Source organism: Pseudomonas sp. FG29, assembly GCF_057809355.1.
Genome location: NZ_JBMDJU010000015.1, coordinates 34,730 through 49,221, shown reverse-complemented (window position 1 = coordinate 49,221; position 14,492 = coordinate 34,730). Strand labels below are relative to the sequence as shown.

Below are 14,492 nucleotides of genomic sequence, written 5' to 3'. Positions count from 1 at the left end.
CATCACTCCAAAGCCTCGGGGCCGCGAAACAGAAACAGGTGCAAACGGGTTTCCGGATATTTGTTGAGCGGGTGCCCCTCGGGGAAGACGTGCTCATCCTGCTCCAGCAACATCCCGTGCTGGGCAAAGGCATCAACGAAGAAATCACGCGTGCGATAGATCGCCGAATAGTTACTGCCGAGATGCTCCGAATAGCGATCGTGTATTTCGTAGCGCCCCTGAATGCCCACCGAGTCACGCAGCATGACCACACCATCAGGGCGCAACAGACGCGGCAACTTCGCGATGAGTGCCGCTAACTGCTGATCGTTGAGATAAAGAAAGAGGCCGGAGATGAACAGCAAATCGAAGCGTTCGTCAGTGTCGAAGGCCTCGGCGGAACAGGTCACGAATTCGATATTGTCGATGCCCTGACGTTGCGCCTGGCTACTGGCAATGCGCCCCAGTTCCTCGACGTATTCCACCGCCACCACACGGGCCGCTCCCCACTGGCAGAAGCGCAAGCTCCATTGTCCGACACCTGACCCCAGATCCAGCACGGATCGCCCTTGCAGGGGCGGTAACCACGCGGTGACCTTGGCCGTCTCTTCGCGAATCTTGAGCTTGAGCTTCTCCTCGTCCTGCTCGAGATTGGCTACAGACTCCCATTGCAAGCGACCATAGTCGCCGGCGCGTTGCTCCCAGAACTGTCGAACCTTGTCCGGATCTATCATCACTGCTCCTTCAGACGCTCGGCCGCATAGCGCCAGACCGGCTCGCACAGAATGGGTTTGGAAGCGCTGATGCCCGGATCCATGACCCGGCTATCGCACAGGAAATCGAGGTTCAACTGGGTGTATTCATTGACAGCCCGATTGGGAATCGGCAGCAAGCGCACCCCCAACGGCTTGCGCAAGCGCACGGCGAGTGCAGCGATGTCGAGGATCAGGGCACTCAGGTCTTCGCCGAACATCGTCGCAGGTACAGGCACCATGTCGATGCCACAGCCGCAGACGGTGGACAACGCGGCCAGCTTCTCCAGGCTCAGGGCACGCAGGTTGTTGGCCTCGGTCAGGCCGTTGTCCTCCAGTACCGAATACATCACGCCATTGAAACCGACGGTACGTGCCTGCGCCTTGTGCGCCGCGAGTTTCAGCGCATCGGTCAGCACGCTGGTAATGAAGATGCTACCCAGGCTACCCACCGGCGTCGGCCCCAGCAGCTCTACGAGCCGGGCCACCGAGGTCTCGCCATCTGGGAATGGCGCCAGCGAACCATCCAGGCCACGGTAGGCAATGCCCGTTCGCTGTTCCAGCTCACGGCCGAAGGCATCGACACGCTGCATTTCCTCGGCCAGTGCAGCGATCAGGCGATCCTGTAGATTTTGCAGAGACAGGCGCTGATTACGCGCCTCTTGCGCCAGCGTCAGGGCGATGGCGGTGGTCTCCATGGCGATGCTGAATGCCAGCTCATCCCCCTCATGGCGGGAGAAGGGAAAGAATGGCGTGGCGGCCGGACAGGCCGCCGAAACTCCGACGCGGAAGTTGTCGATGCCATTGTTACTGCGCCGTGCCAAACCCAGAACGAAGCGGCTGGCCGCCTCTGCCCCCTCCATAGAGATGGCCTCGGGCGTGGCGACGATCAGGTTGAGGAACAACTTGTTGTCACGCAGCACCAGAGCCTGCGCTTCATCGAGCAATGCCTGGCGCCCCTGCGCGATGAACAGATCGAGCGGCATGCAGTACCAGCGGGCACCCGCGACGTCGGCGAGTTCACGCACGCTCTCGACGACCGAACGCAGCACACCCGGTGCTACCTCGGCGTCGACCTGCGGCGGTGGCAGGGTCAGGCGCACCGTACGCAGTTCGATCGCCTGCTCTGCGCTCAAGGCATCGGCCTCACGGCGCAAGCGACCGAGCTGTTCGACCAGCTCCGGCTTGGGCCGATCGAAGATCGGCACACCTATGGTCAGCGAACGAATCATGAGCGTGTCGCCTCGATCAATTCCAGATAATCGGTCGGCGTATTCACTTCGTAGTACAGCTCGCCCTGCAGGGGTACGGCTTTGATAGGCGCGCTGTCGCACGGTAGCAACTGACCGGCGAACAGGTTGGCGTGCTCGATGCAACGCCGCTGCCACATGCGCAGCACCTCCGGTGAAGACACCTTGAACAGGCCCACGGACTCCGGATGCTTCATGCTCCGCACGGGGCCCTGGTAGGTTTCGACCACTTCGCCAGCATCATCCAGTACGCAGTGGATGGCCGAGAGGCTGCGTTTCTCGCGGTCGGAGGTGAGCACCAGGTCACCCGCCTCCGCGTCGAGCCTGTCGATCAACGAACGTTCCAGGAAGATATCGCCGGACACCACGTAGCAAGGCTCGTCACGGAGCGCCAGGCCGAGACTCATGGCGTTATTGGTCAACGCCCACTCCGGGTTATGCACGAAGTCGAGCTGTGGGTATGCCTGCATGATCTGGATGGCGCGAAAGCCCACGACCACGGTGATACGCTTGCCCGCGAAGGCCTCGATGGCGTAGTCGAGGATGGTGCGTCCGGTAGCAGGATGGCGAATCAAGGCCTTGCTTTCGCCATCAAGTTGCAGGCTCTTGCCCGCCGCGAGAATGATCGCCCTGGAAACACTCTTCATTGCATCATCTCATCGAGTTGAAAATGACAAGCAGGCAAGCCATCACCCGGGAAACGATGCTTGACGGTTTTGTAGGGATAAGGCGTACCAGCCAGGGCACGTTGGGTGACCAGTTGCCAATCGAAGCTGTGGTTAGGCCGCAGACTCCAGACATCCACCTCGGCATAGCGGTAACGCACGGCCGGCACCCACTTCAGGCCGATGCGTTTGGCTGCTTCCATGCGATGCTGGCCGTCAAGTACCAGGTCGTGTTCGTCGTCGAGCGCCAAAGGTTTGTTCCACACTCCTTCGCTGAGGATCTTGCGCACGAGCCAATCGACCCGCTTGGCACTGAAGCCTTCGATGTGACGCAGGCTCTCGACGGGAACCCTAACTATCTCCGCTGCGCTATTCACTCGCTGACCACCTTATTGTCAATGTTGTCCAGGCTGCCATGACGAGTCGCCAGAAAACTCGCGCAAGCCCGCTGATATTCAACCGCCGTATTGAACGATCGTGCAAACGCGTCGGTAAGTTGTAATACCCTACAAGGCAACGACGCAATCCCTTCCCGCCAGGGCATCAGATAGTACTGAGCGATACTCTGCTCGATGGCAGCTCGACGCAGACGGCGATCTTCCTCCACCTGCTCGGGAGCGACCAGCAACAGCCCGACCATCTTCGGCCAACCGTCATACTCCGCTGAGTGGGCAGGCTGGTAATCCACGGCATCGATGCGCCCGCCTGCATCAGCATGGACGATACCGCCAGTCAGTTGTGGGCCATATACCCCATGGCAAACCCAGCATGACAGCCCTTCGTTTGCCCCTATGACCTCGAACACCTGATCCCAGGCCGATTCATCCAGCAGCAGATCGGTTTCCACGATGAGATAACCCCGTTCGGGATGGCGCAAGGCACTAACCCCGAGCTCCACTGACAGAATGTTCACATCCTGCTCGTAGCGATCATTGCGCACCGTGGTGATCTGCGAAGCGAAGCGCTTACGCAGATGTGCCACGACCCTCTCTTCACCATAGCCAGTCACCACCACGATCTCACCGCAAGTGCGCGCCATGACGGCTTCGATCAGCCAGTCCAGCACCAGGCGATCCCCTATGGGCAGCAAGCTCTTGGGGATGCCGTCGGTCAAGGGCAGCATACGGCTGCCACGCCCGGCGGACAGCAGGATCACGCCAGGAGGCGCGGTATCGTTCTTGAGCATGATCGAACCAGTTTCAAGTAATGGGGCAAAGTGCGGCCTCACGGGCGGAGCCAGTTTTCCGACACTTTGATGAAGTATGAGCAAAAGATCGGCCAACTCCATAGCAACAGAACAATGAACGGGAATTTACCGAGTCATGCAGGGCAATGAGCAGAAAATTCGAGCACGCTGGCAGCCATCAGGGGAACGCCTAAAAACGAGGGCGAGGAAGCCCGCGCGGTACCGATGGCCGTTTCCGCCAGAACAGGCGAAACACGCGCCGGGCACGCATTCGGTTTTACGGCGTACAAATGAGTACTCTGATGGAGGCGCCTAGCTCTGACTCGCGCACGAGCCTGGTTCTGACGCCGCGATGGTAACGCACGACTGAATGGCTGCAGGAGCTAGAGCGCCGCAGAAAGCCAAAACCACGGTCGTTGTTAGAGGCGCGCGAGCAATGACACCAAGCCGAAACGAGACTGGCAACCCGCCTTACAGCAGCGGCGCAAAAGCTCAGCGCAGTTGATTGAACAGGTTCAGCCCAGCGATCTTCACGTAGCTCTGCTGCGCGGCCTCGAGAATGATGGTCTGGAACGACAGACGCGACAACGCTTCTGCGTAGTCCAGTTCGCGCAATTCAGCCTGCACGGATTTGTTAACCAGAGTAACGTCCTCGTTGTCGACACCAGTGGTCTCGATCATGCCCAGGCGGGCGCCGATTGCGGTGTGTACCTCGTCAACGTTGGCCATGCCGTTGTCGAGGTTCTTCAGGGCGATGGCCACTTCGTTGCGCACGGCAAGGTTACCGGCCGGCGAAGTGGGTGACGACTCCAGCGATTGGCGCAGGCGCGAGATGGTGTTGAGGATGCTGCGCTGTTCCTGGAATTGCGGCTGCACGCCGAACTCATCCCCTCCGGCAGCGCTGGCCGGGCCGGACAGGGTGAAGTCCACACCATAGACGTTGAAAGTCGACGGATACGGGCCAGCCGCCGTGCCAGTGGTCAACACCGTACTGTTGGGGCCGACGGGCTGGGCGTATACCTCGTAGTTGGTGTCGTCGGTAAAACGCACCACTACGCCCGAGGTGGGAAACTGACCATCGAAAGTAGCCTGGTTGACGATGGTACCGCCTGCCACCACTGCCGCCGAAGCGTTGGTGGATGCGCGTGTCACGGCAAACTCGGTCGGTGCGGATTGCAGCGTGAAGCTGTGCGTGCCAATCCCCGGGCTGCCCGGCGTAGCCGTATCCGCCAGCAGATTGTCGAGGTCGAGGGCGTTGTCGCCCTCCTTGAGCGCCACGTCGAGCTGAAAGCGCATGCCACGGAAATTGATGGTATTGCCGCCACTGACCAACGGATCGATCTTGCCACCACCGGGAATTTCCGAGGTCACGTCGGCCCCGGAAGCATCGTAGATGCGGAACTCCTTACCACTGACGAAGGCCAGGGAATAAGGCTCACCGTTACGAAAGTCGCTATTGAAGGCACGGTTGTCCTCCACCAGTCCGGGAGAAATGAACACCCGTTGCTCAGCCGCCGACACCGCAGGAATGGTTGTCGCCGGCAAGGGCGGCGAAGGCAGCGCCGGGTTATTCACTCCATCACTGTTGGCCACCCGGTTGGCATTGGTGACGTCTTCGAACAACCGCTTACCATTGTCGTTGATTGCCACGTTGGTCGAGCTGGCGACCTGCAGGCTGCGCTGCCCCTCATCGCCGAAATAGGAGTAGGTGCCATCCGGGTTACGCACGAACGGTTCGGTCTTGCCCAGGTTGCCTGCGAAAAGGTACTCACCACGCGCATTGCGGCTGTTCATCAGATTGAGCAACTCGGCCTCACGCTCGGACAGCTCCTGGGCGATGGAATTGCGATCAGCCGATGATAGCGCCCCGCCACCAGCCTGAACGGCCAGCTCACGCACCCGTTGCAGCACGGTATTGACCGAGTCGAGCGTGGTCTCTTCCTGGCTCAGGCTGTTCTTCGCGGCAGTCAGATTGTCCTTGTACTGCTTGAGCACCGATTGCTGCTGTTCCAGCTGCAGCAGGCGCACCGAGGCGACTGGATCGTCGGCAGGTGTAAGAATGCGGTTGCCGCTGCTGATTTGCTCTTGCGTGCGAATCACGTTGGAATAGTTACGCCCCAGCCCGCTAACGCCGTTGTTGAATGCCTGAAGGGACGAAATGCGCATGACCATGGGACTTGCCTCTTGCAGTGCCTGTTAAGTGTCCAGGCTGCATCCTCCGTGAACGGGAGGATGATTATCAGAATGTATTGATCAGGGTATCGAACAGGCTACGCGCAACTTGAATGATCTGCGCGGAGGCCTGGTAGTACTGCTCGAACTGGATCAGCTTGGCCGCTTCCTCATCGAGGTTCACCCCCGACACCGAGTCACGGTTGTCGGTCGCCTGCTTGAGAATGGCGCTGGTCGCCTCGCCGTCGACGCGGGCCTGACTGGTCAGCGTGCCGACCCGCTCGACCAGATCGCCATACGCATCGGAGAAGGTCGAGCCGGTGGTGGTTGGCGCGGCCGGGTTGATACCGATCACCGACTTTTTCTGCAGGTCAGCCAGTTTCAGTGCGTTACGGTTATCCGACACGCCATTGGTATTGAACGAGACCGAAAAATTGTCGCCTGCTGAAGGCCGCCCGCTGATGGTCACCTGATAGTCGAAAGCGGAAGGCACCGCTGGCGGATTGGCTGGCACGCTGAGGGTCAGGGCATTGTCCTGACCCGGTACGATGCTGCCGGTATCGAGTACGTTGCCGTTAATGTCGACCACGTTGTAGCTCTGCGTGGCGCCACCCGCCGCGCCCATCACGATACGCAGGGGCGGCGCGTTGCGCAGGCTGGTCTCCAGATCTGCCTGTGCCGCCGGATCGTAGATATCGATGCGGGTTGCCAGCGTCGGCTGGGTAATCTTGCCGGTACCAATATTGGCCGGGCTGGTCTCAGCCTTCAGCGGTGCGGCGAACGCCAGCTCTTCCGGGTTCTTCATGTCCGCCCGGATGTCACGCCCGGCATTACGGGTCGGCATCACCAGGAAGCGATCACCAGCGGCGAAGGTGCCGCTGGCCACGCCAAGAGAGAAGCCATCGATTTCCGGTGCCGGCACGGTGGTGATGTCGTAGGTCGCAGGACTTGCCGGAAACAGCGTGCCGTCGGAGCTACGCCGCACCACATATTCGGTGGCGCTGGTGAACTGCACTTCGTAATCGCTGGTAGACAGCCGAGTGGTATCGGTGATGTTGACGTTGAGGTTGGCTAACGGATCACTGTTGCCGGATCGCGCCAGGCTGCGCTGGCTGAGCAGCAAGGGATCGTTGAGCGGACGGAACAGCTCGTTGCCGAACTGACCGTTGAGATCCAGGCCCTGCCCCAACTGGCTGTTGATCTGGTCGGCGACCGACAGAGCCAGACGCCCCACCGAGTTCATGGCCGTATCAAGAACGTCCTGGCGATAGCGCAGCAGACCTCCCATTTCGCCACCAGTGATCAGCGAACTGACGTTCTGCTGTGAATTGCCACTGATGAACTGAATTTCGCTGCGCAGCGGATCAGCCTGCCCCGGGGTGATGGCCAGACGGGCTGCGGTGCTGCCCACGACCAGCGGCTGCCCGGAACCGATGAACAGGTTATAGCTGTTGTCATCCTGCGGCACGACGCTAACGCCGATGAACTCCGACAGCTTGCGCACAGCCTCTTCGCGCGCATCGAGCAGGTCGTTGGGAGCGCGGCCGTTCGCCGAGGCCACGGCGATGGCATCGTTGTAACCGGCAATGGAAGTCGCCAGTTGGTTGACCTGGTCGGTCACCGCAGAAAGCTGCTTGTTGATAAAGGTGTTCTGTTCGTACAGGCGGTCGTAGACGGTGTTAAAGCGCTTGGCCAGGCCCTCGGCTTCCGACAGCGCGAGCTGCCGGGCCGGAATGTTGGCCGGATCCTCGGCAGCGGTCTGCAGGGCACTGAACAGCTTTTGCAGCCCCGGGTTGACGCCGGTGTTACTACCCGCCAGCAGCGAATCGAGCTGATTGATCTGGCTGAGATAAGCCTGCGTATCGCTGTTGAGCGCCGTGCTACTGCGCACCTGGGTGGTGAGGAATTCGTTGTAGATACGACGTACATCATTCAGGGTGGTGCCCGAACCGATGTAACCGGCACCGCTGAACTGCGGAACGCGCGTGCTCTGCACGGACTCCTGGCGCGAAAACCCCGGTGTATTGACGTTAACGATGTTGTGGCCGGTAACGGATAGCGACGTCTTGTTCGCCGAAAGCCCAGACAGGCCTATGTTCAACAGGTCAGCCATGATTCAGCCTCAAATCCGTGTGGTGCTGCCGTCAGCGGCGGCAATGGCTTGATAGGTCTGCATCTTGCGAGCGATCTGCGAAATCTTGCGCGCATACTGCGGATCCGTGGCGTAACCGGCCTGCTGCAACTCCTTGACGAAGCGCTCCGGGTTTTCGGTGACGTTCAGCGCCTTCTCGTAGCGCCCATTGCCCTGCAGGAAGCTCACGTAGTCATCGAAGCTGTGCGCGTAGGACTCGTAGGTACGGAAGTTGGCCGCTTCCTTGACCGCCTTGCCGCCCTTGTACTCGGTGGTCAGCACCCGAGCAGAATCCCCTTCCCAGCCACCATGGGATTTGATGCCAAACAGGTTGTGGCTGCTGTCGCCATCGCGGGTACGGATGATCGATTTGCCCCAGCCGGTCTCCAGCGCGGCCTGCGCCACCAGATAACGGGGATCGACGCCGATCTTCTCGGCTGCCGCCTCAGCCATCGGCAACATGGTGGCGACGAATTCCTCAGGCGAAGCGAAGGCCGCTTTGGCCGGAGCCAGCGGCGGCTGAGCAATACGACGACCGCTGATGGCGTCGCTGTCGGTCAGGCTCAAGGGCTTGTCCGTGCCTTTGTTCGACGATTGCGGAGTGATCCAGTCGTTGCCCGCCAGCGCCTTGCCGCCGTCTGTTTCGGTCGCTGGCACGATGCCGGCCAACAGGCGATCGGTGAGCTTGCCCGGTAGAGCCAGGCGCCGACGATTGAGCGCCGCCACATCGTCGGTTTCGCGGAAGCCTGAAGTGTCCTCGCCGATACGCTTGCCAGCCGCCTGCACATCATGCGACTGCTCGACCTGAGCAAAAGGGTTGGGACGATCAGAGTGCTGTTTGAGCTTGGACATCTGCCGTGCCATGACATCGGCCAGGCCAATACCGCGACCTTCATTGGACAAGGTCACGGCCAGTTGCTGGTCATACATGTCCTGATAGGTCTTGCTCTCGTTGCTGTTCATGAAGTTGCCTTCGCTGAACACGGCGTTGGCCGAACGCATGGCCTTGAGCATCTCGTTGACGAACAGCGACTCGAACTCCTTGGCGACCTTGCGGATGTTCTGCTCGCTGTCGCCGCCCACCTTGAACTGGTTGAGGCGATTGAGATCGTTGAACGAGCCGCTGTCGATCGGCGTCTTGGCACCGACCAGGCCGGCATTCAGGCGAGAGTCCATGATCCGCTCCTCAAATCACGATCAGATCAGCCTGCAAGGCGCCGGCTTGCTTGAGCGCCTCCAGGATGGCCATGAGATCGGACGGTGACGCGCCGACCTGGTTGACCGCGCGCACGATCTCGTCGAGGCTGGTGCCAGGGCCGAACTTGAACATCGGTTTCTTTTCTTCCTCGGCACCAACGCGCGAGCGCGGCACTACGGCAGTCTGGCCGCCGGAGAGAGCATCGGGCTGGCTGACGATGGGGTCTTCGGTGATGGTCACGGTCAGACTGCCGTGGGTCACGGCCGCTGGCTGCACCTTGACGTCCTGGCCAATGACGATGGTACCGGTGCGCGAATTAATGATGACCTTGGCCACCGCCTTGCCGGCCTCGACCTGGAGGTTCTCGAGAATCGACAGATAATCGACGCGCTGATTGGGGTCGAGCGGCGCGCTGACGCGGATCGATCCGCCATCGATAGCCTGGGCCACACCTGGGCCGAGCAGGTCATTGATCTGATCGACGATGTTCTTCGCTGTGGTGAAGTCTGGACGGTTGAGGTTCAACGTCAGGGTGTTGCCCTGATCGAAGCCACTGGGTACCGGTCGCTCGACCGTGGCACCACCGGGAATGCGACCGGCCGACGGCACGTTGACGGTGATGCGCGAGCCATCGGCGCCGCTGGCGTCGAAGCCGCCCACCACCAGGTTGCCCTGGGCAATGGCGTATACGTTGCCGTCGATCCCCTTCAGCGGCGTCATCAGCAGGCTGCCGCCACGCAGGCTCTTGGCGTTACCAATGGAGGAGATGGTGATATCGATGGCCTGACCTGGCTTGGCGAACGCTGGCAGATCGGCATGCACCGACACCGCTGCGACGTTCTTCAACTGCACGTTGCCACCGGCCGGCACCTTGATACCGAACTGCGCCATCATGTTGTTGAAGGTCTGCACGGTGAATGGCGTCTGGGTGGTCTGGTCACCCGTGCCGTTGAGGCCGACCACCAGGCCGTAGCCGATCAGTTGGTTGCTGCGCACACCCTGGATGGAAGCCAGATCCTTCAAGCGCTCGGCCTGAGTCGGCAGGCTCAGCAGCAGGCACATCAGCATGGTTACCAACAGCAGCCAGTCGTTGGCGCCACGCCGCCGGTAGCCACGATGGGCAGCGGCGAACTGCTGGCGGCATGAATGATGCGGCTTGCTCTCACGGGCCGCAGGGCGCAGAACGCTGATCCAGGATGTCATGTCGTCTCTCCTGCTCAGAACGGCCACAGCGGGCTGATGAAGAAGCGACTCAACCAGCCCGGCTGGCTGGCATCGGCGAAGGCACCCGTGCCGGAGTAGGTAATCCGTGCATCGGCGATCCGGGTCGAGGCCACCGTATTGTCGGTGGCGATATCATCGGCGCGCACCAGGCCGGAAATACGTACCAGCTCGTCACCTGTATTGAGGGTCATCCACTTCTCGCCGCGCACGGCGAGGATGCCGTTGGGCAGCACTTCAGCGACGGTTACGGTGATCGAGCCGGAGAGGCTATTGCTCTGCCCCGCCTGGCCGGAACCGGTATTGGCCCGCTTGGAGTCCCAACTGGCGCTCAGGCTCAGATTGTCGTTGGTCATGCCCAAGGCATCGACGCTACGCAGCGGGTTATCCGGGGAAGGCACCATACCGAAAAGGTTGGGAACACCCAGCGTGCCACTGCCATCCTTCTTCAGGGTGCTATTGGCGTTCTTGCTGGCCTGGGTGCGCTCGTTGAGCGTGATGGTGATGATGTCGCCTACGCGAAAGGCCTTGCGGTCGTCGTAGAGGCCGTTCTCAAAACCGGCCTGGTAGATCGACCCGTTGTTCTGCGCAGCCGGCAGCGGCGTACGCGGCAGCACGGGGGCGTAATAGGGATCGTCCGGCTTGGCTGTTGGCGCCACGCAGCCGCTGCTCAGCAGCACGCTCGCCAACAGGGGGAAACAGATCAATTGCCGGTTCATAACCTCTACCTCACGGTGTAACTAGTCTGGCTCTGGGGATCAGAGGTTCTGCGTCACGAACGACAGCATCTGATCGGCGGTGGAAATCACCTTGGAGTTCATTTCATAAGCGCGCTGGGTGGTGATCATGTTCACCAGCTCTTCAACCACGCTGACGTTGGAGTTCTCCAGGGTGTTCTGCAGGGTGGTACCCAGGCCATTGAGGCCTGGTGCGCCGACCTGTGGCGCACCACTGGCGCCGGTTTCCAGGAACAGGTTGTTGCCGATGGCTTCAAGGCCAGCGGAGTTGACGAAGTCGGCCAACTGAATGTTGCCGATGACCTGCGGTTGCGGGTTGCCAGCGGTGGTCACGGAGGCCGTGCCATCCTCCCCCACGGTGAAGGTGCGCACCTCAGCTGGCAGCACGATGGCCGGCTCCAGCGGGAAGCCCTGCGAAGTGACGATCTGACCATCGGAATTGAGATGAAAGCTGCCGTCGCGGGTATAGCCGACATCGCCATTGGGCATCAGTATCTGGAAGAAGCCTCGACCGTTGACGGCCAGATCCAGCGGCTGCTCGGTCGTCTGCAGGCTGCCGGCGGTGAATATCTTCTGCGTGCCCACCACCCGCACACCGGTACCGAGCTGCAGACCGGACGGCAGTTGGCTGTCCTGCGTGGACTGACCGCCAGGCTGGCGACGAATCTGATACAGCAGATCCTCGAACTCCGCACGGTCGCGCTTGAAGCCGGTGGTCGCCACGTTGGCCAGGTTGTTGGAAATGGTGGTCAGGTTCATGTCCTGGGCGGACAGACCGGTCTTGCTGACCCACAGTGCCGGAAGCATATCGTTTCTCCTCGGACGCCAATTTTACGGCGCCGCGTGCTGGTAATTAGCTAAGTTGCAAAACCCGAGCCATGGATGAAGCGTTGTCTTCAGCGGTACGCATCATCTTCACCGAGAGTTCGAACTGGCGAGACAGAGCGAGGATCGAGGTCATCTCCTCGACGGCGTTGACGTTGCTTGACTCGAGGAAACCAGAGGTCAGCGTCACAGTGGCGTCAGGCTCGACCTGAGGTTGGCCCTTGACCCGGATCATGCCATCGGTGCCCTTCTCCATCTGCTTGGGATCAGGATTGACCAGCTTGATGCGGTCGACCTCGGCCAGCGTGTTTGGAGCCTCGCCCAAGGCGCGGATGCTGATGGTGCCGTCCTGACCGATCTCCACCTTCTGTTCAGGCGGCACGGCAATTGGCCCCGCATTGCCCATCACCGGCAAACCGTTGCCGGTACGCAGCATGCCAAGTGCGTCAATATTCAGACTGGCAGTACGTACATAGGCCTCACTACCATCCGGCGCCTGCACGGCGATCCAGCCCTTACCACCTACGGCTACATCCATGTCACGCCCGGTTTCCTGCAACGAGCCCGGACGAAAATCAGTGGCAGGCCGCTCGCTCATGGCGAACACGCGGGCCGGAAAGGTCTCGCCGAACAACGGCATGGAACGGGCCTGTTCAAAATCTCGACGGAATCCCGTCGTCGAGACGTTGGCCAGGTTGTTGGCGTGGGCGCGCAGCCCCAAGGTGTTGTTCTGCGCACCTGTCATGGAGACGTACAGCATCTTGTCCATGGAATCTCTCCGAGTGGGCGACATGCCCTTGGCTCTTTGCAAGCTTTACAGCAAGCGCCGTGCCACTCCCGAATAACATCTTCAAGATACTGATTTAAAAGATTTTTTATAAATCACATGAAGCTAGCAAGATGCCATGCGGCGAACTTTTGCCGGCCCTGAAACGACAAAGCGGCAAGCCAGGCTTGCCGCTCTTTTCAGCCAGACCGCGCCTCAGCGCAGGTTGATGATGGTCTGGGTGATGGCGCTCTCGGTTTCGATGGTCTTGGCGTTGGCCTGGTAGTTGCGCTGAGCCACGATCAGATTCACCAACTGGTCGGAGATTTCCACGTTGGAATCCTCCAGAGCGCCGGCCTGCAGGGCGCCCAAGGTACTGCTGCGCGGCGTACCGATCACCGGCTCCCCCGACTCGAACGACTGCACCCACTCCGTCTTGCCGTTGGGGGTCAGCCCCTGCACGTTGGCGAAGTTGGCCATCAACACCTGCCCCTGAATCTTCGACTGACCATTGGTATAGCGGGCAAAGATCACCCCGGTATCGTCGATTTCCAAACCCGCCAGCTGACCGGTGGTGTAGCCGTCCTGGCTGACGCTGTTGACACCGAACGCAGCGGCATACTGCGTCGAGCCGCGCATGTCGAAGGTAAAGGCAGCACTGTTTGCCCCGTTGGGCACCAACGCGCCCGGGTTGGCCGGATCCTTCTCCGCCGGCACCCAGTCGGCGGCAGCCAGGGCGAAAGTGCCATTGGGCGCGGTTGCCGGAATGGCCGGAGCATCCAGCGCCGGATTCGCAGGCGTACTGGCAATAGGTGTCAGCGCAGGGTTGGCGAGCTGGCCAGCCGCGTCGTAATTCATCGAATAGCTGAATGGCTGAGTGCTGGTCGGATCACGCGGGTTAACACCGTCGATCAACACGTGCATGACCCAGCCATTGTTGGCCGGTGCCTCGTTCTTCACGAAGTACTGCGACATGACGTGCGCATTACCCTGCGCATCGTAGATATTGGTGGAGGTCGACCAGTTGAAGGACTTCGAATCGCTCGGATCGAAGGTTGGCGCCGCCATGGTGCCGGCATTGGCCGGACGTACAGCATTGGAGTTGAGGTTGATCGACTGCGTGACCGAAGTGGTCGCCTTTGGCTCCTGCTGGCCGGCATTGATACGCAGATCGCTCTGGATCGGCAGGATGTTGCCGGACGCATCGGCCGAATACCCCTGCAGGCGATAGCCGAAGTTGTTGACGATGTAGCCGTCACGGTCGGTACCGAAATAACCGGCACGGGTATAGCTCATGCTGCCGTTGTTACTGGTCATGAAGAAGCCGTTGCCGTTGATCGCCAGATCGAGGGCATTCTGCGTGTAGTTGATGTTGCCCTGGTTGAACAGCTGCGACACATCGGCCAACAGTACACCACTGCCACGCGGGTTCTTGCCGGTGCCCAGCACCGAAGAGGCATAGACATCGGCGAACTCGGCACGCGACTGCTTGAAGCCTGCAGTACCTGCGTTGGAAATATTGTTGCCGGTGACGTTGAGATCATTGGTCGCAGCACGCAGACCGCTAAGACCGATATTGAACGACATGGAAAACTCCTTTGCCGGAATGG

Annotated in this window: 13 protein-coding genes; all 13 read right to left on the bottom strand. The window is 60.5% G+C overall.

What is annotated here, in order from left to right:
* Positions 1–2: 2 nt before the first annotated feature.
* Complete coding sequence (locus ACODS1_RS15940) at positions 3–713, bottom strand: class I SAM-dependent methyltransferase (RefSeq protein WP_442444040.1); 711 nt, start codon at positions 711–713, stop codon at positions 3–5.
* A complete protein-coding gene (locus tag ACODS1_RS15935; RefSeq protein ID WP_489086433.1) occupies positions 713–1,963 on the bottom strand; it encodes a DUF711 family protein in 1,251 nt (416 codons plus the stop codon). The genes ACODS1_RS15940 and ACODS1_RS15935 overlap by 1 nt, the downstream gene beginning before the upstream one ends.
* Complete coding sequence (locus ACODS1_RS15930; protein WP_489086432.1) at positions 1,960–2,628, bottom strand: phosphocholine cytidylyltransferase family protein; 669 nt, start codon at positions 2,626–2,628, stop codon at positions 1,960–1,962. The genes ACODS1_RS15935 and ACODS1_RS15930 overlap by 4 nt, the downstream gene beginning before the upstream one ends.
* Positions 2,625–3,023 (bottom strand): hypothetical protein, encoded by a 399-nt coding sequence (locus ACODS1_RS15925; protein ID WP_489086431.1) that lies wholly within the window; start codon positions 3,021–3,023, stop codon positions 2,625–2,627. The genes ACODS1_RS15930 and ACODS1_RS15925 overlap by 4 nt, the downstream gene beginning before the upstream one ends.
* Positions 3,020–3,832, bottom strand: coding sequence for an NTP transferase domain-containing protein (locus ACODS1_RS15920; protein ID WP_489086430.1), 813 nt, complete (start codon positions 3,830–3,832; stop codon positions 3,020–3,022). Before ACODS1_RS15920 ends, ACODS1_RS15925 begins: the two co-directional genes overlap by 4 nt.
* 492 nt (positions 3,833–4,324) lie before the next feature.
* Positions 4,325–6,004: a flagellar hook-associated protein 3 gene (locus tag ACODS1_RS15915; RefSeq protein WP_489086429.1), complete on the bottom strand. Its 1,680-nt coding sequence runs from the start codon at positions 6,002–6,004 to the stop codon at positions 4,325–4,327.
* Between the two features lie 67 nt (positions 6,005–6,071).
* Positions 6,072–8,117, bottom strand: a complete 2,046-nt coding sequence (gene flgK / locus ACODS1_RS15910; RefSeq protein ID WP_489086428.1) for a flagellar hook-associated protein FlgK — start codon at positions 8,115–8,117, stop codon at positions 6,072–6,074.
* A gap of 9 nt (positions 8,118–8,126) precedes the next feature.
* Positions 8,127–9,311, bottom strand: coding sequence for a flagellar assembly peptidoglycan hydrolase FlgJ (gene flgJ, locus ACODS1_RS15905; protein ID WP_489086427.1), 1,185 nt, complete (start codon positions 9,309–9,311; stop codon positions 8,127–8,129).
* A gap of 10 nt (positions 9,312–9,321) precedes the next feature.
* Positions 9,322–10,401, bottom strand: coding sequence for a flagellar basal body P-ring protein FlgI (locus tag ACODS1_RS15900; protein WP_489086485.1), 1,080 nt, complete (start codon positions 10,399–10,401; stop codon positions 9,322–9,324).
* A 149-nt stretch (positions 10,402–10,550) separates the two neighbouring features.
* A complete protein-coding gene (flgH, locus tag ACODS1_RS15895; RefSeq protein ID WP_489086426.1) occupies positions 10,551–11,273 on the bottom strand; it encodes a flagellar basal body L-ring protein FlgH in 723 nt (240 codons plus the stop codon).
* Between the two features lie 39 nt (positions 11,274–11,312).
* Positions 11,313–12,098 (bottom strand): flagellar basal-body rod protein FlgG, encoded by a 786-nt coding sequence (flgG, locus tag ACODS1_RS15890; RefSeq protein WP_489086425.1) that lies wholly within the window; start codon positions 12,096–12,098, stop codon positions 11,313–11,315.
* 46 nt (positions 12,099–12,144) lie between these two features.
* Positions 12,145–12,885 carry a flagellar basal body rod protein FlgF gene (locus ACODS1_RS15885; protein ID WP_489086424.1) on the bottom strand — a complete coding sequence of 247 codons (741 nt, stop codon included), beginning with the start codon at positions 12,883–12,885 and terminating at the stop codon, positions 12,145–12,147.
* Between the two features lie 213 nt (positions 12,886–13,098).
* The gene (gene flgE / locus ACODS1_RS15880; RefSeq protein ID WP_489086423.1) at positions 13,099–14,469 is read right to left on the bottom strand and encodes a flagellar hook protein FlgE; all 1,371 of its coding nucleotides are present in this window, start codon (positions 14,467–14,469) and stop codon (positions 13,099–13,101) included.
* Positions 14,470–14,492 lie beyond the last annotated feature (23 nt).